This is a genomic window from Saccharothrix longispora (assembly GCF_031455225.1).
In the GTDB taxonomy this organism is placed as follows: domain Bacteria; phylum Actinomycetota; class Actinomycetes; order Mycobacteriales; family Pseudonocardiaceae; genus Actinosynnema; species Actinosynnema longispora.
Genome location: NZ_JAVDSG010000001.1, coordinates 6,902,498 through 6,925,942, shown reverse-complemented (window position 1 = coordinate 6,925,942; position 23,445 = coordinate 6,902,498). Strand labels below are relative to the sequence as shown.

General features: G+C 73.1%; 23 protein-coding genes, 2 tRNA genes and 1 other RNA gene. 11 read left to right on the top strand and 15 right to left on the bottom strand.

From position 1 onward, the window contains the following. Positions 1 to 2: 2 nt before the first annotated feature. The 4 genes from recR to ffs form a co-directional block, all read right to left on the bottom strand. The gene (recR, locus tag J2S66_RS29900) at positions 3 to 596 is read right to left on the bottom strand and encodes a recombination mediator RecR (RefSeq protein WP_306744319.1); all 594 of its coding nucleotides are present in this window, start codon (positions 594 to 596) and stop codon (positions 3 to 5) included. Then, positions 596 to 943 carry a YbaB/EbfC family nucleoid-associated protein gene (locus J2S66_RS29895; protein WP_306744318.1) on the bottom strand — a complete coding sequence of 116 codons (348 nt, stop codon included), beginning with the start codon at positions 941 to 943 and terminating at the stop codon, positions 596 to 598. Before J2S66_RS29895 ends, recR begins: the two co-directional genes overlap by 1 nt. A 53-nt stretch (positions 944 to 996) precedes the next feature. Beyond that, complete coding sequence (locus J2S66_RS29890) at positions 997 to 3,123, bottom strand: DNA polymerase III subunit gamma and tau (RefSeq protein ID WP_310311069.1); 2,127 nt, start codon at positions 3,121 to 3,123, stop codon at positions 997 to 999. 31 nt (positions 3,124 to 3,154) lie between these two features. Next, positions 3,155 to 3,249: signal recognition particle sRNA small type (gene ffs / locus J2S66_RS29885), an RNA gene on the bottom strand. Positions 3,250 to 3,335: 86 nt separating this feature from the next. Here ffs and J2S66_RS29880 point away from each other — a divergent pair. Together J2S66_RS29880 and J2S66_RS29875 are read left to right on the top strand one after the other, a co-directional pair. Beyond that, the gene (locus tag J2S66_RS29880; RefSeq protein ID WP_310311067.1) at positions 3,336 to 3,635 is read left to right on the top strand and encodes a hypothetical protein; all 300 of its coding nucleotides are present in this window, start codon (positions 3,336 to 3,338) and stop codon (positions 3,633 to 3,635) included. Beyond that, entirely contained in the window at positions 3,629 to 3,901 is a 273-nt protein-coding gene (locus J2S66_RS29875; protein WP_310311064.1) for a hypothetical protein, read from the top strand. Before J2S66_RS29880 ends, J2S66_RS29875 begins: the two co-directional genes overlap by 7 nt. A 3-nt stretch (positions 3,902 to 3,904) precedes the next feature. Here J2S66_RS29875 and J2S66_RS29870 read toward each other — a convergent pair whose 3' ends face one another. Next, positions 3,905 to 4,843, bottom strand: coding sequence for an iron-siderophore ABC transporter substrate-binding protein (locus tag J2S66_RS29870; protein WP_310311061.1), 939 nt, complete (start codon positions 4,841 to 4,843; stop codon positions 3,905 to 3,907). A gap of 143 nt (positions 4,844 to 4,986) precedes the next feature. Here J2S66_RS29870 and J2S66_RS29865 point away from each other — a divergent pair. Together J2S66_RS29865 and J2S66_RS29860 are read left to right on the top strand one after the other, a co-directional pair. After that, positions 4,987 to 5,071 (top strand) — tRNA-Ser (locus tag J2S66_RS29865). Between the two features lie 114 nt (positions 5,072 to 5,185). Beyond that, positions 5,186 to 5,575, top strand: coding sequence for a hypothetical protein (locus tag J2S66_RS29860; protein ID WP_310311058.1), 390 nt, complete (start codon positions 5,186 to 5,188; stop codon positions 5,573 to 5,575). Between the two features lie 57 nt (positions 5,576 to 5,632). Here J2S66_RS29860 and J2S66_RS29855 read toward each other — a convergent pair whose 3' ends face one another. Next, positions 5,633 to 8,083, bottom strand: coding sequence for a DUF8508 domain-containing protein (locus J2S66_RS29855; protein ID WP_310311055.1), 2,451 nt, complete (start codon positions 8,081 to 8,083; stop codon positions 5,633 to 5,635). A 400-nt stretch (positions 8,084 to 8,483) separates the two neighbouring features. Then, on the bottom strand, positions 8,484 to 9,305 hold the full coding sequence (locus tag J2S66_RS29850; protein ID WP_310311052.1) for a glycosyltransferase: 822 nt from the start codon (positions 9,303 to 9,305) through the stop codon (positions 8,484 to 8,486). 303 nt (positions 9,306 to 9,608) lie between these two features. On the opposite strand from J2S66_RS29850, the gene J2S66_RS29845 reads away from it, so the two are divergent. After that, positions 9,609 to 9,794 carry a hypothetical protein gene (locus tag J2S66_RS29845; RefSeq protein ID WP_310311049.1) on the top strand — a complete coding sequence of 62 codons (186 nt, stop codon included), beginning with the start codon at positions 9,609 to 9,611 and terminating at the stop codon, positions 9,792 to 9,794. A 19-nt stretch (positions 9,795 to 9,813) separates the two neighbouring features. Then, entirely contained in the window at positions 9,814 to 10,176 is a 363-nt protein-coding gene (locus J2S66_RS29840) for a type II toxin-antitoxin system death-on-curing family toxin (protein WP_310311046.1), read from the top strand. Positions 10,177 to 10,412: 236 nt separating this feature from the next. Here the strand turns inward: J2S66_RS29840 and J2S66_RS29835 are convergent. The 3 genes from J2S66_RS29835 to J2S66_RS29825 form a co-directional block, all read right to left on the bottom strand. Continuing rightward, a tRNA-Ser gene (locus J2S66_RS29835) sits at positions 10,413 to 10,497 on the bottom strand. A gap of 73 nt (positions 10,498 to 10,570) precedes the next feature. Next, positions 10,571 to 11,035, bottom strand: coding sequence for a nucleoside deaminase (locus J2S66_RS29830; protein ID WP_374726148.1), 465 nt, complete (start codon positions 11,033 to 11,035; stop codon positions 10,571 to 10,573). Next, a complete protein-coding gene (locus tag J2S66_RS29825; RefSeq protein ID WP_306744310.1) occupies positions 11,032 to 11,520 on the bottom strand; it encodes a tRNA adenosine deaminase-associated protein in 489 nt (162 codons plus the stop codon). Before J2S66_RS29825 ends, J2S66_RS29830 begins: the two co-directional genes overlap by 4 nt. An 89-nt stretch (positions 11,521 to 11,609) precedes the next feature. On the opposite strand from J2S66_RS29825, the gene J2S66_RS29820 reads away from it, so the two are divergent. The 5 genes from J2S66_RS29820 to J2S66_RS29800 all read left to right on the top strand — a co-directional run bounded on the left by J2S66_RS29820 (position 11,610) and on the right by J2S66_RS29800 (position 18,772). Then, positions 11,610 to 12,845 carry a M20 metallopeptidase family protein gene (locus tag J2S66_RS29820; RefSeq protein ID WP_310311042.1) on the top strand — a complete coding sequence of 412 codons (1,236 nt, stop codon included), beginning with the start codon at positions 11,610 to 11,612 and terminating at the stop codon, positions 12,843 to 12,845. Positions 12,846 to 13,014: 169 nt separating this feature from the next. Then, complete coding sequence (locus J2S66_RS29815; RefSeq protein ID WP_310311038.1) at positions 13,015 to 13,977, top strand: prephenate dehydrogenase; 963 nt, start codon at positions 13,015 to 13,017, stop codon at positions 13,975 to 13,977. Positions 13,978 to 13,987: 10 nt separating this feature from the next. Beyond that, entirely contained in the window at positions 13,988 to 15,733 is a 1,746-nt protein-coding gene (locus tag J2S66_RS29810; RefSeq protein WP_310311035.1) for a fibronectin type III domain-containing protein, read from the top strand. 57 nt (positions 15,734 to 15,790) lie between these two features. Beyond that, on the top strand, positions 15,791 to 17,575 hold the full coding sequence (locus tag J2S66_RS29805; protein ID WP_310311031.1) for a fibronectin type III domain-containing protein: 1,785 nt from the start codon (positions 15,791 to 15,793) through the stop codon (positions 17,573 to 17,575). A 12-nt stretch (positions 17,576 to 17,587) separates the two neighbouring features. Further along, positions 17,588 to 18,772, top strand: coding sequence for a thiolase family protein (locus J2S66_RS29800; RefSeq protein WP_310311029.1), 1,185 nt, complete (start codon positions 17,588 to 17,590; stop codon positions 18,770 to 18,772). A gap of 128 nt (positions 18,773 to 18,900) precedes the next feature. Here the strand turns inward: J2S66_RS29800 and J2S66_RS29795 are convergent, their stop codons facing one another. The 5 genes from J2S66_RS29795 to J2S66_RS29775 all read right to left on the bottom strand — a co-directional run bounded on the left by J2S66_RS29795 (position 18,901) and on the right by J2S66_RS29775 (position 23,370). Next, positions 18,901 to 19,446 carry a hypothetical protein gene (locus tag J2S66_RS29795; RefSeq protein ID WP_310311026.1) on the bottom strand — a complete coding sequence of 182 codons (546 nt, stop codon included), beginning with the start codon at positions 19,444 to 19,446 and terminating at the stop codon, positions 18,901 to 18,903. An 83-nt stretch (positions 19,447 to 19,529) separates the two neighbouring features. After that, positions 19,530 to 20,087, bottom strand: coding sequence for a putative glycolipid-binding domain-containing protein (locus J2S66_RS29790; protein WP_310311023.1), 558 nt, complete (start codon positions 20,085 to 20,087; stop codon positions 19,530 to 19,532). A gap of 62 nt (positions 20,088 to 20,149) precedes the next feature. Beyond that, positions 20,150 to 20,323: an antitoxin gene (locus tag J2S66_RS29785; protein WP_310311021.1), complete on the bottom strand. Its 174-nt coding sequence runs from the start codon at positions 20,321 to 20,323 to the stop codon at positions 20,150 to 20,152. A 200-nt stretch (positions 20,324 to 20,523) separates the two neighbouring features. After that, positions 20,524 to 21,699, bottom strand: coding sequence for a thioester domain-containing protein (locus J2S66_RS29780; RefSeq protein WP_310311018.1), 1,176 nt, complete (start codon positions 21,697 to 21,699; stop codon positions 20,524 to 20,526). Positions 21,700 to 22,155: 456 nt separating this feature from the next. Continuing rightward, positions 22,156 to 23,370: a DNA cytosine methyltransferase gene (locus J2S66_RS29775; protein ID WP_310311016.1), complete on the bottom strand. Its 1,215-nt coding sequence runs from the start codon at positions 23,368 to 23,370 to the stop codon at positions 22,156 to 22,158. Positions 23,371 to 23,445: the final 75 nt, after the last annotated feature.

Genomic DNA, 23,445 nt, shown 5'->3' with positions numbered 1-23,445 from the left:
CGTCACATGCTGCGGCGCCCGGACAGCGCCCGGCCGAGGGTCAGCTCGTCGGCGAACTCCAGGTCGCCGCCCATCGGCAGGCCGGAGGCCAGCCTCGTGACGGTCAAGCCCGGGAAGTCGCGCAGCATGCGCACCAGGTACGTCGCCGTCGCCTCGCCCTCGGTGTTCGGGTCGGTGGCGATGATGATCTCGTTGACGTCCGTGCCGATGCGGGTGAGCAGCTGCCGGATGCGCAGCTGGTCCGGTCCGACGCCCGACAGCGGGTCGAGCGCGCCGCCCAGGACGTGGTAGCGGCCCTTGAACTCGCGGGTCCGCTCCACCGCCAGCACGTCCTTCGGCTCCTCGACCACGCAGATCAGCGTCAGGTCGCGGCGCGGGTCGCGGCAGATGCGGCACGTCGTCTCGGCCGAGACGTTGCCGCACACGTCGCAGAACACCACGCCGTCCTTGACCTTCTGCAGGGCGTCCTGGAGCCGGCCGATGTCGGCCGGCTCCGCGGCGAGGAGGTGGAAGGCGATGCGCTGCGCGCTCTTCGGACCGACGCCCGGCAGCCGGCCGAGTTCGTCGATCAAGTCCTGGACGGGCCCCTCGTACATCAGCCGAACAGCTTCCCGAGACCACCCAGGTCGTCCATCCCGCCCATGCCGCTGGCCAGCGGGCCCATCTTCTGGGCGGCCAGCTCCTGGGCGGCGCGGTTCGCGTCGCGCACGGCGGCGACGACGAGGTCGGACAGCGTCTCGACGTCGTCCGGGTCGACCGCCTTCGGGTCGATGTTCAGGCTCTTGAGCTCGCCGCCACCGGACACCACGGCGGTGACGAGGCCGCCACCGGCGGTGCCGGTGACCTCGGCCTCGGCCAATTCCTGCTGCGCGACAGCGAGCTGCTGCTGCATCATCTGCGCCTGCTGGAGGATCTGCTGCATGTTGGGCCCACCGGGTTGCACCGCGGGTTCCTCTCTTCGGGGTCTGCCGCCGCCAACCAGCGTAGCCGCGTGGATCAGCCCTTCAACGGGCGAGCACCCAGCTCGTCGGCGAGGAGCTTGAGCACGACGGCCTCGGGGTCGAGCCGCTCGGCGCCCTCCTCGGACGGCAGGGCCGCCTCGGCGAGCATCTCCTCCTCGTCGACGGGTTCCGGCGGGAGGGGGTCGTCGGGCTCGGGCGGTTCCGGGGGCGGCGGCACGTCGTCCACCGGCGGGCGGGGCGCCTGCCGGGTCGGCTGCTCGGGGGCGCGCTGCGCCTGGGCCTGGCTGGGCCTGGTCGGCGCGGGCCGCTGGGGCTTCGCCGCGGCCGGCCGGGCGGGCGCGGCGGCTGCCGGGGCGTCGCCGTGGACGCACCGCACCTGCCACGTGCCGCCCAGCACTTGCGCGAACGCGGCGGCGATGGTCTCGGCGTTGCGCGGCTCGGCGAGCCGGCGGGCCAGCGGCGCGGAGGTGTGCGCCAGGGTGACGGTGGTGCCGTCGACCTCGGCGACCGTGGCGTTGGTCAGCATCGCCTCGGTGCTCCGGCTGGCGTTCCGGACCACGCCCAGCAGCTCGGACCAGCGCCGCCGCACCTCGATCGCGTCGACGCCGCCGGCGTGAGGACCGGTGGCCGCCGGTTCGGGCGCGGGCGCGGCGGGCGGGGGCGACGCCTCGACCGGCCGGGGGGGCGCGGGGTCGGGACGCGCCGGGGCCTGCTGCATCGCCGCGGACCGCAGCACGGGCGGCGGGGGCGGCGGACCTGCGAGGTCCTGGGCAGCGGGGGTGTGGACAGCCGGGGTGTGGACAGCCGGGGTGTGGGCAGCGGGGGCCTGGGCGGCGGGCTGCGTGACCGGGGTTTGCGGGGCCGGAGTTTGTGGGACCGCGGGCGCCGCGACGGCCTGGGGTGCCGGGGCGGGCTCCGCAGGTCGCTGCGACGGGCGCTGGAAGCGGGGCTCGACCGGCGGGCCGCCGGCCTGGGCGCCACCGCCGCCACCCGCACCGGCGGGCGGGCCGTGGCGCTCCAGCTGCTCCAGCCGCTGGAGCAGGCCCGACTCGGCGTCGCCGACGGACGGCAGCAGCATCCGGGCCGCCACCAGTTCGAGCACCAGCCTGGGCGCGGTCGAGCCGCGCATGTCGGTGAGGCCCGTGTGCAGGACCTCCGCCCACCGCGTCACGGTCGCCGGGCGGGTCGCGTCGCGCTGGGCCGTCATCGTGGCGATCTCGTCGTCCGGCGCGTTCACCAGGCCGCGCGACGCCGCGTCCGGCACCGCGTGCAGCAGCACGAGGTCGCGCAGGCGGTCGAGCAGGTCGGAGGCGAACCGGCGCGGGTCGTGCCCGGCGTCGACGAGCCGGTCGATGGTGCCGAACACGGCCGAGCCGTCGCCGGCGGCCAGGCCGTCGACCACCTCGTCGATGAGCGCGACGTCCGTCACACCGAGCAGCGCGATGGCGCGGTCGTACCGCACGCCCTCGGGCCCGGCGCCGGACAGCAGCTGGTCCATCACCGACTGGGTGTCGCGCGCCGACCCGCCGCCCGCCCGGATGACCAGCGGGAACACCGACGGGTCGACGGTCACGCCCTCGGCCGCGCAGTTGCGCTCCAGCAGCGCCCGCATCGCGCTCGGCGGGATCAGCCGGAACGGGTAGTGGTGCGTGCGCGAGCGGATGGTGGGCAGCACCTTGTCCGGCTCGGTGGTGGCGAAGATGAAGATCAGGTGCTCGGGCGGCTCTTCGACGATCTTCAGCAGGGCGTTGAAGCCCTGCGTGGTGACCATGTGCGCCTCGTCGATGATGAACACCCGGTAGCGGGACTCGGCGGGCGCGTAGAACGCCTTGTCGCGCAGCTCGCGGGTGTCCTCGACACCGCCGTGGCTGGCCGCGTCGAGCTCCACCACGTCGACGCTGCCGTGGCCGTTGGGCGCGAGGCCGACGCACGAGTTGCACTCGCCGCACGGGTCGGGTGTCGGCCCCTTCACGCAGTTCAGCGAGCGGGCGAGGATGCGGGCGCTGGACGTCTTGCCGCACCCGCGCGGCCCGGAGAACAGGTACGCGTGGTTGATCCGCCCGGCGCCGAGCGCGATGCGCAACGGGTCGGTGACGTGCTCCTGCCCGACCACCTCGCCGAAGGTGGCCGGTCGGTACTTGCGGTAGAGGGCGAGCGCCACGCCGGGGACCTTACCGGGAGGGTCCGACAAAAGAAGGGGACCCCGTGCACCCACCAGAGCCCGCTTATCCTTGCTGCCTTCCGGCCCTGGGGAGGTTCGCGAGATGTGTGCCGCACGAGGTCCGCAGCCAGTGTAGCCGGTCCCCTGGACGACCCGTCGCCCCGCCCGGCAAACTCTTCACCGGAACCTTCTGCACCCGGTGAAGGAGGAACATGAGAACGGCTCTGGTCCTCGCCGGCGCGGCCCTGCTCCTCGGCACGGGCACCGCCGCGGCCGACCCCGTCCCGCCCCGGCACGCCGTCGTCGTCTGCGACACGGCGAGCTTCTACGCCAACTACGACCACTCGTCCGGGCCCGTCGGCTTCAAGCGGACCCTGACCCGCGGCAACAAGGTCGGCCACACGCCCGGCGCGCACCCCGTCTACAACGGGTGGGCGGCGAGCATGGACTTCGGCCCGAACGACTGGGGTTATCTCCGGATCGAGTGCATCGGGGGTTACGACTCGTGGTGAAGACCGCTCTGGCGGTGGCGGCGGTCGCGCTGGTCGCGACCGCCGCCCCCGCCCAGGCCGCCAACGGCACCGTCGGCGAGCGCGAGACCGTGTGCGCGCAGGACCTCTACGTGCGCACCGCGCCCGACGACGGCCCGTGGATGGGCACCCTCTACAAGGGCCAGACGTTCCTCGTGAAAGGACCGAAGAAGGGGAACTACGTCTACGGCTTCGCCTACGGGCACATCAACGCCCACGGCTGGGTCGTCGACGGCTGGTTCTGCTGAGCCTCAGAGCCCCAGCTTCCGCGCGAACAGCGGCACGGCCTTGTCCAGCGCGTAGGCCGTGCCCAGGGCCGACCCGCTGGAGAAGGCGTTGACCAGGTCCTCGTCGTCCAGGACCAGGGCGCTCGCCGGGACCAGCGGGTTGGCCTTGAGCGCACTCGCGTCGCCGCCGATGGGGAACAGCACGGTCAGGTCGGCGTTCAGCAGGTCGAGCCGCTCGGCCGAGATGTCCACGTAGAACGTGCCGGACGCCAGCGCCTCGACCTCGGCGCGCGGCGTGAAGCCGACGGCCTTCATGAAGTCGGTGCGCGAGTCGCCCGAGACGTACGCGCCGAACTTGCCGTCGAAGAACGCGCCGACCACGGTGGACTTGCCGTCGAACTTCTTGTTCTCGGCGAACTTCGCGTCCAGGTCCTTGATGATCTTCTCGCCCTCGGGGACCTTGCCGAGCGCCTTGGCGACCAGCTCGACCTGCTGCTTCCAGGTCGTGCCGTACGGGATCACGTCCTTGGGCGCGCCGATCGTGGGCGCGATCCGGGACAGCGTCTCGTGCTTCTTCTCGTCGTTGTCCGAGCGCGTGTTGAGGATCAGGTCGGGCTGGAGGGCGGCCACGGCCTCGTAGTCGACCTCGGTGGTGCCGAGCAGCTTCGGCGCCTCCTCGTACAGCCCGTCGGCCCACGGGCCGACGCCGTTGCCGCCGAACCCCAGCCAGTCGCTCGCGCCGACCGGCCGCACGCCGAGGGCGAGCGCCGCCTCCGCGTCGGACCAGCCCAGCGCCACGACCCGCGTCGGCGGCTCGTCGATCGTCACGGGACCGAAGCGGGTGTCGACGGTCACCGCCGCTCCCTGCTCAGCGGATTGCCCGCTCCCCGACTCGCCACCACCACCGCCGCCGCAAGCGGCCAGCAGCAGTGCGGACAGGACGACCACGAAACCACGCTTCACCTTGCACCTCCTTAGGTGAGCCTAACCGAACACATCGCCCACCTATGCACGCCCGGGTCCGCGTCACCGCCGCGCGGGGCGCCGAGGGGCCCGACGACCACCCGTTTTGGGGACCGCCGGTGGGCTCCGTTAGACTCGGCGACGGAGGATTCGCATAGTGGCCTAGTGCGCACGACTGGAAATCGTGTTGGGTTAACCCCCTCACGGGTTCAAATCCCGTATCCTCCGCCGCACAGAGCCCCGGCACCGTCAGGTGACCGGGGCTCTGTCGTTCCGGAGCAACCCCGGGAGCCGGCCCGCGCGTGTACCCAGTGATCACATCCGATCACTGGGAGGAACCGCATGAGGATCGTCAAGACGGCCGCCGCCGTCGCACTGACCGTTTCCGGGCTGATCGCCGGTGGCGGTGCGGCGACCGCCGCGCCCGCTGACGCGTACGACCCGAACGCGCCCTATCGGGTCACCACGTGGCACCAGGTCAACGAGCGGTCGTGCCCGTCGTCGGCGTGCGCGTACCTGGGGACGATCCCCGCCTGGACCAGCACCATCGCCTACTGCTGGTACCAGGGGGAACCCGTCACCGACGCCGGCATCACGAACGACGTCTGGCTGCTGGTGAGCCAGCAGGACGGCGGCCAGTGGTGGTCCAGCGCCGTCTACTTCCAGGGCGACGCGTACGCCAACCTGCCCGGCCACGCGGCGTGCCAGGGCCACCAGCTGCCGAGGGGCTGACCGGAACGCCGAGGCCCCCTCGGACGTGGTGTCCGAGGGGGCCTCGTCGGCGGTGCGCTACGGCTTGGGCAGGTACTCCAGGACGTCCTCCAGCAGGAAGACGACCTTGTCGACGTTCTTGTTGCCGGTGCTCGGGCGCAGCTTCACGACCTGCGGGTCGTGGTCGCTGGCCTGGTCGGCGAACTCGGCGTTGACGTGCACCACGTCGTAGCGGTACCGGGTGATGTTCGAGCTGATCAGGATGTGGTCGAGGGTCTGCGAGTTGCCCTCGAACACGTAGCTGTACCGCTCGGCCGCCGGGAGCGTGTCCATCAGGGCGACGACCTGGCCACCGGCGGTCAGGGTCTTGACCACCGGCGAGAACTGGTAGTCGTTGATGTCGCCCGCGAGGACGACGTTGGCGCCCTTGTCGACCGCCTTCACCTGGTCCACGAACCCCTTGAGCAGCGCGGCCTGCTGGGCGCGCTGCACCTCGGAGCCGCGCACCGGCTCCTGGTAGCGGCCGTGCATCGCCTGGTCGCCGCCCTTGGAGTTGAAGTGGTTCGCGACCACGAACACGGTGCGGCCGCGGAAGGTGAACTCGCCGGCCAGCGGCTTGCGGCTGCTGTCCCACGCCGGGTCGGCGGGGGCGATGCGGCCGGGGGACACCGACAGCGCGGCGCGGCCCCGCTGCTTCACCACGGACACCGGGGTCGTCGCGTCGCCGCCCGCGCGGTCCACGAAGGACACCCGCGCCGGGTTGAACAGGAACGCGACCCGGATGTTGCCGCCCGGCTCGCCGCCGTCCTGCTTGTTCGCCGGGTCGATCTGGCGCCACTGGTAGCGCGGACCGCCCGCGGCGGCGATGGCGTCGGTGAACCTCGCGAACGTCCGGTCCGCGGTGACCGTGCCGTCGTCGACCGCGCCGTTGTCGTCCTGGATCTCCTCCAGCACCACCACGTCCGGGCTCGCCAGGTTCCGCACCACGGCGGCGGCCAGGCGGTCGAACTTCACCTGGTCGTTGGTGGCGGCCAGGTTCTCCACGTTGTACGTGGCCACGGTCAACTCGTAGCCGCGCTGCGCGTCGGTCTTCTCCGGCTGGATGCCACCGGGGACGTGCTCGCCGACGGTCTTGGTGGCGAGGGTGTAGCCGCCGAAGTTGGTGTACTCGACGTTGCCGACCGTGGCGCCGCGCCACACGTCGCCGACGTTGCTGGTGACCGGGGTCGCCGCACCGGGCTTGACCTTGATCCGACCGCTGTTGGGCTGGTCGTAGCCGAGGTAGATCGTGCCGCCGCGCGCGGTCGGGTTCTGGTCCGGCAGGGTGGTGATCCACGTCTCGTCGAAGCGGTTCGTGGGACCGGTGACGCGGGCGTCGTCCACCTGGACGTACATGCCCTCGCGGGACTCGAAGTAGTCCTGGCCGTAGGTCGCCGGGTCGAGCGGGAGGGCCTCGATGCTGCCGCCGCCCGCGGTGGGCAGGTAGCCGGCCGGGGGCCTGAGCACCTCGGGGGCCGGCAGGGCGTTGCCCCTGGACCGCACGGTGACCGTGGCGTTGGTGATCTCGGTGAGCGTCTGGTTGCTGTTGCTCGCCGCGTCACCGGCCGGGCGGTACTCGGCGACCGTGCCGGAGACCAGCACGTCGTCGCCCGGTTCGACGGTCGGGGTCAGGTCGCCGGTGTAGACGAACACGCCCTCGCTGGTGCGCGGGTCGTCGTCCGGGGCGGTGTCCTGGACCCAGAAGCCGCGGTCGCCGACGGCGCGGGTGGCCGTGACGACGCCCGGGACGCCGGTCACCCTCCGGCCGAGCAGCGGCGAGATCCGCGTGGTGCCCTGGACGTCGCGGATGCGCTTGTCGCCGGGCCCGGGGTCCGGGTCGGGGTCCGTGCCGCCGGGGCCCTCGCCCTTGGCGTTGACCGGCGTCGGCGCGCCCACGGCGAAGTCCGCGGCGTTGTCGTCGGTGTCGGTCAGGGCGGTGCGGGCGACCGAGGTCGCGTTGCCCGGGTTGGCCGTCGGCGTGCCCTCGCGGACCACGGTGGACGTGCCGTAGCCGACCAGGTCGCGGACGCGGGTGTCGGCCGCGCAGTCGGCGGCGGTCTTGCAGGTGAGCGCGGTCGTGCCGGTGACGAGGGCGACCGTGCCCCCGGTGCCGCCCATGGCGATCGTGCCGGTGGCGTCCGGGGCGGGCAGGTCCACCGTGCCGCCGGCGCCCTTGGACTCGGCCACGAGGAACCGCCCGCCGGGCGCGATCGAGCCGGTCAGCGGCGTGACCTGCCAGGTGCTCGCGGCGCTCGCGCTCGCCGGCAGGTACTGGACGCTCCAGCCGTCCACCGCGACCGCGCTCGCGCCGCGGTTGGCCAGTTCGACGAAGTCCTGCTTCACCGTCGCCCCGGAGTTGCCGCCACCGCCGTAGACCTCGGCGATGAGGGCGTCCGGGCTGGGTGCCGCGAAGGCCGGCGCGGCGAGGGCGAGCGTCACGGCGGAGGCGGCTGTCGCCGCCAGTCCGACGCGCAGCGGAGAGGGTCTCAAGGCTTCCTCCGGGAAGTTCGGCGGGTTCGCGCATCCTCCCCGGATCGAGTGAACAGCGAAAGACACCGTGACTAACGGTTAACCCATGACCCTTCACTCGAACGTGTGTTCGACCGTAGGGTAGGGTTCTCGACGTGCCACCGGTGGCCCTCCCAGCGCCGGCCGGCACGCCGCACACGACAGGGGCGCCGCACCGGGGTCTGACGAGGCCGACGTTCGGCGCCCCTGTGCGTTCAGGCGACCTCCGCGCTCGCCCCATCCCACCGCACCGGTCCGCGCCCCCGACGAGCCGCCCGTTCGGCCGCCCCGACGGGCCTCCGTTCGACGCAACACCGAGGTGGGGTACACCGGGCGGGCGATGTCGGCGATCCCGACCACGCTGGGTGCGGGAGCGCCCGGGTCACCCGAGATCGGCCGGGAGCTTGGTGTTCCGGCCCAGCCGGACGACGGAGCCGTCCTCCTCGAACCCCGGTCGCGCGGTGGGCGCGAACCGCAGTTCGGCGTTCCGCACGGCCTTCGCGCGCTGGAGGGCCATCCGACGCCCCACGTCGCGCAGTCCGGCGAGCGCGCCCGACCGGGTGGTCTGGTCGGCGTGCTGCCGGTACAGCCACGTCACCGTCCGCTCGTTCCACCCCGCGCCGAGCTCGGACAGGGCCGCGAACGTCACCAGGTCGTCGTCCACCGGCGTCCCGGCCCACCCCCCGAGCGCGCGCAGCGAGTCGGTCCGCATGAGCAGGCCCGCGCAGTGCACGGGCCAGTTGCCCCCGTGCTCCTCGGCCCACCTGTTGACCGCCCCCGCCTCGACGAGGCCGAACGGCAGCGCCGAGTCCCAGCTCCGGCGGGTCCCGTCCCGCAACAGGTCGTCGGCCGCACCGACCGCCCAGTGGATGTCGTTGCCCAGGAAGCGGCCCAGCAGCAGGGCCAGCGCGCCGGGCAGCAGGACGTCGTCGTGGTCGAGCACCTGGACGAGCTGCCCCGAGGCCCGGCTGAGGGCGAGGTTGCGCGTCAGGCTGATGCCGAGCTGCGCGTCGTGGGCCTCGTAGCGCACGAAGTCGTGACCCCCGAGGACCGGGCCGAGCGACGGACCGACCCCGTCCTCCTGGACGACCCACTCCAGTCGCCACCCCGCCGGCAGCTCCTGCGCCGCGACGCTCGCGGCGGTCTCCCGCAGGAACCCCGCCTTGGGCGCGTACGCGGCGGTGATGATCGACACGGTCGGCATCGGGACTCCCCCGGCTGATCCCTGAGGCGCGGACTGGAACGAGATGACGAGAGCACCGGTGGCGGCGGGACTCGAACCCGCGGAGGCTTTCACCTCACACGCTTTCGAGGTCTGCGATCCCACGTTCACCACGGTACCAGCGGGTGCATATCCACAGCTCAGAGCGGCAACAGCGCGGCCCTCTGGCGCTTCGACAAGCGCTGGTCGAGTACATAAACCATCAGGTGATGGTTGCTACGTTCGCATACGACACGCACGCACACGAGCTGAGGTGGGGGGCCCGCCCTGCACATACGAGTGGAGGTGACGATGAGCGTCTGCGTTACGCCCGAAGAGAGGGTGGCCCGTGAGGCTGCTGAGGTGCCACTTCCTCAGCCGGCCCTGGCCAACCCTGCCGAGAGGCACGAGCGTCGCTTGAGTCACGACGAGGCCCTCGACCGCATCCGCGCTCGCTACAGCAACGCGATCGAACTGCTCGGCAAGATCTGATCTTGATCGAAGACAGTGGATGGCTGTACCTCGAAGCAGAGGAAGCTGTCGAGATCATGCGCTCGTTCGGGATCCACGAGCTTCAGCACCGCAGCAAGCTGGAGAGCGCCCTGTCCTCCCCCAGGACCACAGTCCTGGGGAGGACGTTTTCCCCGATGGTCCGGCCAAGATCGGCGCTCTCATGTACGCCGTAGCCAAAGCACACGCCTTCGTTGATGGCAACAAGCGGGCTGCGGCGATCCTTGGACCGTACTTCGCCTACCGCAACACCTTCGACATCGTGATGACAGAGGGCGAGCTAGCCGCAGTCATCTTGCTGATTGCCAGAAGTGACCTCACCCGTGATGAGCTGATCACCTGGTTGACGCCACGAGTTGTGTGACTCAAGCCACACCAGACCTACGGCACGTCTCCGCGTTGCAGCGTCCATCTTGTTGCACTTCATGTTTGCTAAAGGCAATATCGCTGGTAGCAGCCTTCATTAGCGGTCCTGGTTGATCTCCGCGAAGGTAGCGATCGCCTTCGGTCATGCAAGGCGGCCTGCGACTGCAAGTCACATGACTGAGACGAAACGTCAGAGCCCCGGTTGCCGTGATCGGCAACCGGGGCTCTCACCTGCGGTGGCGGTGGGATTTGAACCCACGGAGGCTTTCACCTCACACGCTTTCGAGGCGTGCTCCTTCGGCCGCTCGGACACGCCACCGCCGAGAACAATACAAGACCGGGGACCACGCCCCAAACAGGGGGTGCACAACCGTGCGACCTGCGACGACGGCTCACAGGTCGGCGAAGAAGGACTCCATCAGGGCGGCGCACCGCGCCTCCAGGACACCGCCGACCACCTCGGGGCGGTGGTTGAGGCGGCGGTCGCGGACGACGTCCCACAGGGAACCGACCGCGCCCGTGCGGGGTTCCCAGGCGCCGAAGACGACCCTCGACACCCGCGCCAGGACCAGGGCGCCCGCGCACATCGTGCACGGCTCGACGGTCACGGCCAGGGTGCAGCCGGTCAGGCGCCAGCCGTCGCCGAAGACGGCGGCGGCGGCGCGCAGGGCCAGCACCTCGGCGTGCGCGGTGGGGTCGCCCAGGGCTTCGCGGGCGTTGCAGGCCCTGGCCAGCTCGCGGCCCTCCGGGCCGTAGACCACGGCGCCGATGGGGATGTCGCCCGTCGCGGGCGCCTCGGCGGCCACGGCCAGGGCGGCCTCGACCACGGCCTCGTCGGACGGCGCGTGCGCGGTCACGCCTGGATGGTGTCCAGGACCTTGGTGAACTCGTCACCGAAGCCGCAGCGCTGCGCGATCATCTGCAACTGCTCGTCCGGGTAGAGGTCCACCTCGTCCACGATCACCTGGAGCTCGTGCTGCGGCATCCCGAGGTCGGCCAGCACCGCGAGGTCGCCCTCCGGCCACAGCTCCTCGTCCTCCTCGTCCGGCGGGTCGACCCGCAGGAGGTCCAGGACGTCCGCGGCGATGTCGTAGTCCAGGGCCGCGGCGGCGTCCGACAGGAGCAGCGAGACGCCCCCCGGGACGGGGCGCAGGACGATGAAGAACTCGTCGTCCACGGCGAGCAGCCCGAAGACGGCGCCGGTCGAGCGCAGTTGGCGCAGTTCGGTGATCGCCGCGTCGAGCTCCGACAGCGCGGAGCTGTCCATCCTGCTGCACCGCCAGCGGCCGTCCTCCCGGACAACCGCGACAGCGAAGCCGTTGACCGGCTCCTGGTGTGCCATGTGCACACCGTAGGGCCAGGCGCACGCACCCGGTAGCACGGGGGCCTCGGCCACGGGCGGCGGGGTTGGCGCGATGCCACTATCGAGGGATGAGCACAACTCCGCCCGACGTCAAGACGACCGCTCCCGAGCCCCGGTTCACCGGGCTGGTGGAGGCCGCGCGCTCCTTGCAGCCGAGGACGGTGGCGTTGCGGCGGCAGGTGCACCGGCACCCGGAGCAGGGCCTGGACCTGCCCGTGACCCAGGCGGCGGTGCGGCACGCGCTGGCCGGCCTGCCGCTGGAGGTGACCACGGGTCGGGCCGGCAGCTCGGTCACCGCGGTGCTGCGCGGCGCCCGGCCCGGCCCGACGGTGCTGCTGCGCGCCGACATGGACGCGCTGCCCCTGCGGGAGGAGACCGGCCTGGCGTACGCCTCCGAGGTCGACGGCACCATGCACGCCTGCGGGCACGACACCCACGTGGCGATGCTGACCTCCGCCGCGCGGCTGCTGACCTCGCGCCGCGACGCGCTCGCCGGGCAGGTCGTGTTCATGTTCCAGCCCGGCGAGGAGGGGCACCACGGCGCGCGGCACATGCTGGACGAGGGCGTGCTGGACGCCGCGGGCACGCGGGTGGAGAAGGCGTTCGCCCTGCACATCAGCTCGACGCTGCAGTCCGGGGTGGTCGTCTCCCGCCCCGGCCCGACGATGGCCTCGGCGGACACCTTCCACGTCACCGTGACCGGGCAGGGTGGGCACGGCGGCATGCCGCACGACGCGGTCGACCCCGTGCCGCCCGCCGCCGCGCTGGTCGGCGCGCTCCAGTCGCTCGTCGCCCGGCGGATCAGCGTGCACCGGCCGGCCGTGGTCTCGGTGACCCGGATCGTCGCGGGCACGACCACCAACATCATCCCGGAGTCCGCGCTGGTCGAGGGCACGATCCGGACGCTGTCGGAGGACACCCGGGCGTTCGTGCGCCGCGAGCTGCCGAAGCTGGCCGAGCACGTGGCCGCCGCGCACGGCTGCACGGCCGAGGTGACGATCGTGCCCGGCTACCCGGTCACGGTGAACGACGCCGAGGCGGGCCCGCACGTCCTGGACGTCGCGGCGGCGGCCCTCGGCACGCGCTGGGCCGCGCACATGGAGGACCCGCTGATGGGCGCGGAGGACTTCTCCTACGTCCTCCAGGAAGTACCGGGGGCCATCTCGTTCCTGGGCGCCTGCCCGCGCGGGGTCGAACTGGAGCACGCGGAGGCCAACCACTCCAGCCGGGTCCTGTTCGACGAGGCGGCCATGGAGCACGGGGTCGTCGTGTACGCGGCGCTGGCGCTCGACGCGCTCCGCTAGGAGCGGGAGCCGGGACGGGGACGGGGTGGGGGCGGTCGGGCTCGTGGTGTTCACGGTTCCGACCGTGCCGGCGGGCGGCGGGGCGCGCCGCGGTCGGCGGGCGACCTGTGGACAACCGGACCGGCTGTGGACAACCGGATCGGCTGTGGACTGGCGGATCGCCGGCAGGATGGGCGCCGTGCGAAACGTGTGCGTGGTCGGGCTCGGCTTGATCGGTGGTTCGGTGCTGCGCGCGGCAGCCGCCGCGGGGCGCGTGACCTGGGGCGCGACCGCGTCGCAAGCCGATGCGGAGGCCGCGCGGGCCGACGGGTTCGACGTCGTCGGGGTGGACGCGGCACTCGAACGCGCGCGTGTACAGGACGCGCTCGTCGTCGTCGCCGTTCCGCTGCCGGCTGTGGAGGACGTGCTCCGGGCGCTCCCCGAGGGGCTCCGGCTCACCGACGTCGTCAGCGTCAAGGAACCGGTCGCCGACCTCGTCGCCCGGCTCGCCCCGCACGCCCGGTACGTCGGCGGCCACCCGATGGCGGGCACCAGCGCGTCCGGCTGGGCGGCGGGCGACGCCGCGCTGTTCCGGGGCGCCGCGTGGGTGGTCGCCGCCGACGACGGCGCGGACCCCGACGTGTTCGCCGACGTCACCGCGCTGGCCCTGGCCACCGGGGCGCACGTGGTGCCCGCGTCCGCCGCCGAGCACGACGCCGCCGTGGCCCGCGTCTCCCACCTGCCGCACGTGCTGGCCGCCGTGCTCGCCAGCGTCGGCGCCGACGGCGGCCCGCTGGCCCTGTCCCTGGCCGCGGGCTCGTTCGGCGACGGCACGCGCGTCGCCGGCAGCCGCCCCGAACTGGTCCGCGCGATGTGCGAGGGCAACCGGGGCGCGCTGCTCGACGCCGTGGACGACGCCCTGGGCAGGCTCGGCGCGGCCCGCGGCAGCCTGGCCTCCACCGGCGCGCTCGCCAAGACCATCGAGGCCGGTCACGCCGCGCGCCTGGCACTCCGGGACCGGCCGGAGCCGACCACGGCGACGACCGTCGACCTGACCTCGCCCGACGCCTTGGAGGTCCTGCGCGACCTGGGCGCGCGCGGCGGTCGGGTGGTCGCGCTGGACGGCACCACCGCGCACGCCCGCACCTCGTAGGCTCGAACGGGTGGAACGCGGCAAGCTGATCGCCGTCGTCGGCGGCCTGGCGCTCGTGGTGGGCGCGGTCGTGGTGCTGCGCGTGGAACCCGCTCCCCCGACGACCGCCTTCGAACGCGTCCTGGACGACCGCGTCGAGCACCTCCCGGACGACCTGCCGCCGCGGCGCCCCACCGACCTGGTGCTCACCGCGCTGGACCGGACGAGCCTGCGGGCGACCTGGGCGGCGGGCGACCGGCCTGGCCCCGGCGGGTTCGCGGTGTCGTGGAACGGCCTGGAGCGCCTGGTCCAGGGCACCGAGACGGAGCTGGTCGGGCTCGACCCGAACGCCGAGGTGGCGGTCGAGGTGCGCGCCCTGGACCGGATGGGCGGCCGCTCCGAGCCGGTCACCGGACGGGCCGTGCCGAGGTTGGCGCACGACGAGGCGTGGGCGGACGGGCTGGTCGCGCCGCTCGACGTGTTCGACGGCCCGGCGGCGCTGCACCCGCGCCGCTGGCGGGTGTTCGACGGCGGCGCCGACTGCCTCGGCCTGGGCCGGCTCAACGGCCCGCGCCTGGAGGTCACCTGCGCCACCGTCGACCTCCAGTCCAACGTGCCGCTGCGGCTCGGGACGCCGGCCGGCGACGGCGCGGTGGGTCGGGTCGTGCTCACCGCGGACGGTCCGGTGGGTGAGCCCGACGAGGACGGCGAGCTGCTGGTGGCGCTGCTGCCCGAGCCGTCCCAGGACCTCGGGCACATCGTCCCGCCCCACCCGCCCGGCTCGGTGGTCCTGCGCATCACGCCGCTCGGCGCGGAGTTCGAGGTGGGCGCGGGCGTGCCGGCGACGCGGCGGGTGGTGCCGGTCGAGGCCGCGGTCCCACCGCCCACGCAGGGCGTCCGGCACCGCTGGGAGCTGCGCGTGCTCCCCGACGCCGTGGTGGCGCTGCGCGACGGGGAGGTGGTGGCCGCCGCCCCGGTGGCGGTGCCGTGGACCTCGGCCTCGCCGCGGCTGACGTTCCGGGAGGCGCGGCACACGCGGGTCGACTCGTTCGGCGTCGGCGGCTCGCCGGAGAGCCCCGCGCCCGCCTCCGTGGTGCTGCTCGGACCGGCCGCGCCGGAGGGCGACGCGTCGTCCCCGGGCAACGTCGCCACGCAGCGGCTGGAGCGCGCCTCGTCGGTGCGCGTGGTGGCCGCGGCGGTCGCCGCGCGGGGTGGACCGATCACGGTGGAGCTGGGCTCGCGGAGCGCGCCCGCGTCGTTCATGCCGCCCGCCCCCGAGCATGGCGAGCACGGGCCCGCCGTCGTGTACGCCGACTTCCCGCTGCCCTGGCCCGAGCCGAACCCGCGGGTGCGGCTGCGCTCCCCCGGCGGTACGACGGTCTTCGGCGCGCACCTCGTCGTCACCGACGACGAGGGTGCGGACCGACCGCTGCCCCGGCTCGTCGACCGCGGCGCGCCCGCGCCGGAGGTGCCGAAGCCGTCGCTGTCGGTCGTGCACGAGTCCGGCCCGGCCGGCGGCACGGCCCGGGTCGTGGTCGACCTGGCCGAACCGCGGGGGCGCGAGGTGGCCGCGGTCGAGGGCCTGGAACTGGACCTGGACGGCGAACGGGTCGTCGCGCTGCCCGTGAACGGGTCCGCGGGCGGGCGGCACGAGTTCACCGTCGACCTCGCCGGGGTGCCCAGCGGCCGGCACGAGGTGGCGGTGCGCGTGCTCCCGGTGGACCAGCGGCGCGGCGTCCGGTCGGCGGAGCAGGCGTTCGAGATCCGACCCCTGTAGGTCTCGGCTCCGCAACGACCTGGTGACCGCGATCACCCCGCCGCCTAGCTTGACGCCATGGACCGTCGCCGGATCGCGCTCGTCGCCGCAGGTGTGGTGCTGTTCGCCGGGGTGGTCGCGGTGCTGCGGACCGGCGGGGACGAGGGGTCGTCGGCCGCGACGACCACGTCCGCGCCGCCCCCGACCTCGCTCGCGCCGTTCGCCGCGGAGGGCGTGCTGGTGCCCAAGGCCGGTGAGCCGCCCGCACCGCCCGGCGCGTTGACCGTGTCGTCCGGGCCCCGGCGGTTGCAGCTGCGGTGGACCGGGGACGCGCCCGGCTACGAGGTGCGCTGGGGCGAGGGGCGGACGAAGTTCGTCACCGACCTCGCGACGCAGCTCGACGGCCTGGAGAACGATGAGGAGTACCGGGTCGAGGTGCTCGCCGTGGACGCGCACGGCCGGCGCTCGGCTCCCGCGAAGTCCGCCGGCACGCCGCGCGGCACGGCGGGCGACTACGAGCTGGAGGACCGGTTCGACCAGCCGGACGCGCCCGACCCGACGCGGTGGCGGCTGGCGTCGCGCGGCGACTGCGCTCGGGCCACGCCCGGCCGGGGCGACGACGGGCCGCGGCTGGTGATCAGCAACAACTGCGCCGCGTCACCGGCCACGCTGAGGTCGCGGACGCCGTTCCGGCTCGACGACGGCTCCGGGCGGCTGGTCGTGGAGACGGACGCGCCCGGTCCCGACGGCGAACTGCTGCTGGACCTCGTGCCCGGCCCGGTGACGCTGGTCGGCGGGGACGTCCTGCCGCCGGGCGCGGTGCGGCTGCGCGTGGCGACCGGCAACGGCTCGACGTCCGTGCGGGTGCTCACGCCCGACGGCGCGGCGACGACGGAGGTGCGCCCGGTGGCGGCGCTGGAGGCCGGGATCAGCCACCGGTGGGAGCTGGAGCTGGGACCCGGCGGCGCGCGGGTCGTGCTGGACGGCGACGTGGTGGCGACCAGCCCGTCCGCGCCGGCGTGGACCGAGGCGACGGCGCTGGTGTCCGCGGTCGGGCCGACCGGTCAGCGGGCCGCGTTCAGCCTGATCGCGTTCGACGCGGCGCCGGCGTCACCGCCGCCGCTGGTACCGGGACCGGGGGTGGAGGTCGTGACCGCGCCCGGCGCCCCCGCCCCGGCGCCCGCGTCGCCCCCGCCGCCCGGCGTGACGGGCGGTCGGCTGCGGCTGGCGGTGCTGCACACCGACGAGTCGCCGCAGGCGCCGCCGTTCACCCTGGCGGTGGGCGGCGCGGTGGTGCCGCTGCGGCCCGCCGTGGAGGGTGCGCCGTGGCGGCCGAGCGTGCCGTACCCGCTGGTCGCCGACCTGCCGGCGGAGGTGCTGGGCTCCTCGGGCGGCGAGCTGCGCGCGACGCTGGTGACCGGGCTGCGGGTGCAGGTCTCGCACGTCGACCTGGAGCTGACGGGCACCGCGACCGGCACGCCGCCGGTCACCGGGTCGGTGCCGCCGGCGGGGCTGGAGCTCAAGCTGGCGCGCGTCACCGGGACCGTCCTCGACGCGAGCGGCCAGGTCGTGCCCGAGGGCGCGGCGGTGCGGCGCGGGCGGCTCGTGCTCGACCTGCTGCTGACGAGCCGGCCCGGTGAGCCGCTGGCCGGGATGGCCGGGTTCAGCCTGCGCGTGGACGACGAGCGGGTGGCCGTGGTGCCGACCGCCGAGGAAGGGCCGGGGATCGCCGGGAAGTACCGGTTCGCGTTGAACACGAGCGGGTTGTCCCAGGGCCCGCACATGATCGAGGTGCGGCTGTTCGGCACGTCCGCGGAGACCAGGGCGACCTCCGCGTTCGTCCCCTTCTTCCTCGGCCAGTGAGAGGATGGGCGCATGCCGCGCCCCCTGGTGCTCGACGCCGCCCGCACCCCGTTCGGCCGCTACCGCGGCGGGCTGTCCGGGGTCAGGGTCGACGACCTCGCCGCGCTGCCGATCGTCGAGCTGCTGCGGCGGCACCCCCGGCTGGACCCGGCGCGGATCGACGACGTGCTGCTGGGCAACACGAACGGGGCGGGCGAGGAGAACCGGAACGTCGGGCGGATGGCCGCGCTGCTCGCCGGGCTGCCGACGTCCGTGCCGGGCGCGACCGTCAACCGGCTGTGCGCCTCCGGCGGTGAGGCGATCGTGCAGGCCGCGCGGGCGCTGGCCCTCGGCGACGCGTCGCTGCTGGTCGCCGGCGGCGTGGAGGGCATGACGCGGGCGCCGTTCGTCGTGCCGCGGCCGGACCGGCCGTTCCCGGACCGGCTCGAACCCGTGTCCACGGTGCTCGGCTGGCGGCTGGTGAACCCGCGGATGAAGCCCGAGTGGGTCGTGCCGCTGGGGCGGGCGGCGGAGGACGTCGCCGTGTCGCTGGGCATCACGCGGGAGCGGATGGACGCGTTCGCGCTGCGGTCGCACCGGCGGGCGTCGGCGGCCTGGGACGCGGGGGTGCACGACGGGTTCGTGTTCCCGGTGCGGCTGCCGGACGACCCGCCCGTGCGTCGCGACGAGTCCGTGCGGCCGGAGACGACGGCGGACCGGCTGGCGAAGCTGAAGCCGGTGTTCTCGGAGGCCGGTCCGGTGACGGCGGGCAACTCGTCGCCGCTCAGCGACGGCGCGGCGGCCGTGCTGATGGGCACCGAGGAGGTGGCGGCGGAGCTGGGGATCGAGCCGCTGGGCGAGTTCCTGGGTTCCGCGGTGACCGCGGACGAGCCGCAGCGCTTCACCGTGACCCCGGTGTCGGCGATCCGCAAGCTGCTGGAGCGGCTCCGGGTGGGGGCGGACGAGGTCGACCTGTGGGAGGTCAACGAGGCGTTCTCGGCGATGGCCCTGTCGGTGCTGCACCACCTGCCCGAGGTGGACCCGGAGAAGGTCAACGTGCACGGCGGGGCGATCGCGTACGGCCACCCGCTGGGCGCCTCCCTGCCGCGGGTCGTGGTCGACCTGTGCCGGCACCTGCGGGCGCGCGGCGGCGGGCTGGGCGTGGCGGCGGCGTGCGTGGGCGTAGGTCAGGCGATGGCGATCGCGGTGCGGGTGTAGATCACCTGGTCGAGGGACGGCACCGGCGGCGGGGAGTTGGTAGAGTTCGTCTCAGCCGAGGCCGCTAGGCCGAGGAAGTGGACCCGGGCAGGACCCGCCGGACGACGGGCGCCCGGGTTTCGCGCTGTTCAGGCTCTGTGCGGTTGGTCCAGGTCGACGACCTTGTCGATGAGCGGCTCGACCCGACGCCTCCACTCCCCGGCCGCGCCGAAGCACCACGCCACGGCGTCCGCGATCCACAGGGCCGGGTCCTCGTGCGGCTCGAAGTGCTCGTAGGACAGGACGTCCATCGGCACGCGGAGGCGCTGCAGCGTGCTCACCACCTGACGCCGGTCGTCCCGGTCCCGGGTGTGGCCGCGGGACTCGACCACGAGCCGCCGCCCACCCGCGTCCACCACGTCCGCGACCAGTGCGCGCAACAGGGCGGCGCGGACCGCGTCCTTCGGTCCCCGACCGGTGTAGACGCGTGACCGCGCCGACAGCCCGGTCAGGCAGGAGACGATCTCCCGACGGCGGTTGTCCCGCTCGGCCTGGAAGTGCACCCGCCGCTCACCGGGCAGGCACAACGCGCGCATCGCACGCCTGACCGGTCCCAGTTCCGTGATCGGGACGTACGCCGCGACCAGGTAGTAGGCGTTGCGCGTCGACTCGTCGACGAAGACGTGTGTGCTCACCGGAGCATCGTTGCGCCATCCGGACGCGCGCAAACGCTTGCTCGACCGATCTGGTGATCAGCCTGGACGAACGGGACCGCTGGTCAAATGCGGTACGAGATGCGGGGGTAGTCGACGACCAGGCCGGTCCTGTCCACGGTGATGTCCTGCTGGAACTCGCCGTGCGTGAAGGCCACCACCGAGCGGTCCTCGCCCAGGGACACCGTGCGGTACGTCTGGCGCACCAGCTGCACCGACAGGTCGGGCAGCGTCACGTAGACCACGGGGATCTCGTGCTCGCCCTCCTCGGCCTGGAGGTTCAGCCGGCGGATCGGGATGGCGTTGAACAGGACCGCGAACTGCACGTCCACGTCCACCGCGCCGTCGAAGTCGGCCTGCTCCGCGCCCTGGCCGTGGTCGACCAGCCAGCCGCCCTCGGACGAGCGGCTGATCGAGACGTGGCGTTCCTCGGAGACCGTCGCGGTGCGCAGCAGGACCCGCTTCACGGCGCCGGTCTCGCCGACCGACACCTCGTACGAGCCGCTGAACTGCTCGGCCGGACCGGCGGTGACGAGGCGGCCCGAGGCGCGGAGCTTGCGCTCCGAGAGGAGCAGGCGCACCTGCTCCAGCCTGGGCACGTCATAGCCCTGCCAGGTCGTCATGTGTGCGGCAGGAGAACGGGTTTCCCCGGTCGGGGTGGTCCGCTCAGCCGTGTTGAACGAGTTCACTCTCCACCCGGCAGGAAGTCCTTGGCCTTCTCGGCCACCGATTTGACCTGGTCCTCGTGGCCGAACCGGCCGGCGATGAAGCCGGCCGCCTGGTCGATGCCCGCGTCCACCTTCTCGTGGTTCTGCTCCAGCAGCTCGGACGCCTTGTTCTTGATCTCGTCGAAGTTCATCGTGCTCCTCCGCACTCCTGACGCAGGCTACCCGAACCGCCCCCGTGACCCCAGCGGCAAACGTACTCCCCGGCGTGCGGGGACGGCTCGCCGCCGCCCGGTCCACCACCCGTGCGTGGCCGCGGCGCTCGATGCGGAACGGCCCCCTCGGTGTGCACCGAGGGGGCCGTTCGCGGGAGTCGCGCTGTCGGGTCGTGCTGTCAGGCGGCGCGCTTGCGGCGCACGACCAGCAGGGCGGCCGCACCGGCGCCCAGCAGGCCGACACCGATCAGCAGCGGCACGAAGATGGACGCACCGGTGTTGGCCAGGTCGTCGTCGTTGCCGCCACCGGACGCCACGGCCGTGGTCGTGGTCGTCGGGGCCGCCGTGGTGGTCGTCGCCTCGACCGTCGTGGTGGTGGTCGGCGCGGCGGTCGTGGTGGTCACGACCACGCCCTCGGTCCAACTCGCCTTCGCCTTCGCGACGACGTTCGACTTCTCGGCGTCCGCGATGATCAGCGACTGCGTGGCCTGGTTCTTGTCGACCGAGATGAACAGGCGGCCGACGCGCAGCTCGGTGGAGGCGCTGACGCTGAACTCGACCGAACCGGGCTCGACGCCTTCGTCGACCTGCACCCACACGTCGGTGATGGTCTGCGCGGCGGCGGCGCTGCGGGCGTTCGGGTCTGCCAGGTCGAGCGGCGTGCCATCGCCGCGGACCAGGCTGACGCCCTGCGGCAAGTCGGCGGTCAGCACGACCTGGTCGGCGGTGCTGGAGACGGTGAACGGACCGATCCGCTCACCAGCCTTGCCGGCGCGCTCGGCAGGGTCGATACCGAGGGTCGGCTTCGGCTCCTCCAGGGGCTGGGCCTTGGCGACCAGGTACTCGTAGAGGTCGTGGACCTCCTTGTCGACGTCGTCGACCTCCTGGGTCGAGTCGTCGGCGCGCAGCACGGACCCGTCGCTGAAGTGCCAGATCGCTGCCTGCGTGGCCGTGATCAGGACGCTCTTCTTGGAGATCGGCAGGTCGAACTGCTTCGCGACCTCCTCGACGGAGCGCTGAGGGAAGGTGTTCTGGAGAATCCAGTTGATCTTCCCGGCGTTCTCCGCGAACTTGGGGTTCGGGTGCTCACCCCACGGCACCTCTTCGAGGGGCCTGCCGTCCTCCAGCGGCGTCGGCAGTTCGACGCAGTACGCCTGCGCCTTCTGCGACTGGCCGCCCGTGGTGATCTTCAGGCCGATGAGGCCGGCGTAGAAGGCGTTGACGCCCCCCTCGTTGCGGTTGCCGTCGAGGAGTTTGCCGTCCTTGTCCGTGAGCCAGATGCCCATGCCCTTGACGTCGTTGCCGCTGTCGGGCTCGACCTTCGGCTTCTCGGCGGCGGCCGGGAGGGCCGACATGAGGACGAGGCCAGCGCCGATGATCACAGCGCCGAGGCGCTTCACAGTCGACCGGGATGCCATGTGTCTCCTTGAGGCTCGCGAGGGTAGCCCGTTGGTGTGGTTCAAGGCGGCGGTCTGCCGAGCCGGTGGAACGCCTCCGCGTGGGGTTCCGACACCGAATCGACAGAATCGGCGGAACACTATCCGATCGGGCGATACTCGATCAGACGAGGTCTGTTTGATCAGCCGCACAGCCGCCACCAGCGTGAACGACATCCCACAGTCCACTGTGGATGATCGAAGGGATCGACACCGCGCCGGGGGCCGTTGCGGAAGTCCGTTTCGAGACAAGGCGAAACGGCTGTCGCGCCCCTTGTGGACAACTCCGTTTCCGCAGTTCAGCGGACCTGTCCACAAAAGACGTGCACTACCCGGAAATCCTGTTTCGACGCCACACCGTTGCCGAAAGGTGATCTAGGCGACCAGGGCGGCGGACGGCACGACCGGTCGGATGTCGCCCACCCGCAGCGACGTCCCGGGCAGGCACAGGTCCTTCGCCGCGGGCGGCTCGCCGATCAGCATCCACCGCACCAGGGCGGCGAGCTGGAACGAGATCAGCGGCGGCACGGCGTCGCCCAGGTGCCGGTAGGCGTTGCCGATCACCGACACGTCGAACCGGAACTTGCGCGGGAAGCCCTGGAGCAGGGCCATCTCCCGCACGGTGCACAGCCGGTGCTGCTCGGGGTGGGCGTACCGGCCGTTGCCGACGTGCCCGCACTCGCGCTTGATCGTGCGCGCGGGCTCGTCCCACCACATCCGCCCGTACACGTCGGGGTGCGAGCCCCACTTGCCCTCTTCGATGATCTTGCGCTGCGCCGGGTTCAGCAGCAGCTCGGCGGTCGACCCGACGAGGTCGCCCCACGACCCGCCGTCTGCCGGGATGGCCCGCATCCGGTCCAGCGACCGGTCCCGGCGGAACGACGGCGACACGTGCATCGCGTCCTCCGGGTGCGCCTCCCCCGCCGCGACGAACGGCAGCTTGCCGATCGCCCGCCGCACGGTCACCGCGCCCGGCTTCACCTCGAACCCGGCCCACAGGTCCTCCAGGGTGCGCAGCGGCACGCCCGCGTCGACCGCGACGACCATGGCGCGCTCGCGCAACTGGGGCAGGCCGAACCGGGACAGCATGTGGGTGGACGCGTCGACCTCGTAGCCCAGCTCCAGCAACTGCTCGGCCAACCCGTCGAGGTGGTGGCGCTGCTTGCCCTTCACCAGCTCCCGCGCGTTCTCCAGCAGCAGCACGCGCGGGCGGAACTCGGCCACGTACGAGGCGACCCGGCCGACGAGCGAGTTGCGGGGGTCGTCGCGCAGGTGGTTGTTCGGCGAGATGCGGGTGAACCCGGAGCACGGCGGGCACGCCACGAGCACGTCCAGCTCGCCGCGGGCCAGGCCCCAGACCTGCCGCAGCACGGACGGGTCGAGCCGGCCGAGGTCCACCTGGAGCGGGTCGACGCCGATGTTGTCCCGGTAGATCCCGTTGCAGCGCAACGAGCCCAGCCGGGACGAGGGCTTGCCGATCTGCGCGTCCGCCGCGCCGACGATGGTGAAATCCCGGTGCGCCTGGAAGCCCAGGCTCATGCCACCGGCACCGGAGAACAGGTCGACGACCTTGAAGCGGGGTCCGCGCACCGGGTGATCCTACGGTGATCGGGTGGGCCACCGGCGAGTGATCCCGGCGGTACCGGTTCCCGGAATCGCGTAGCT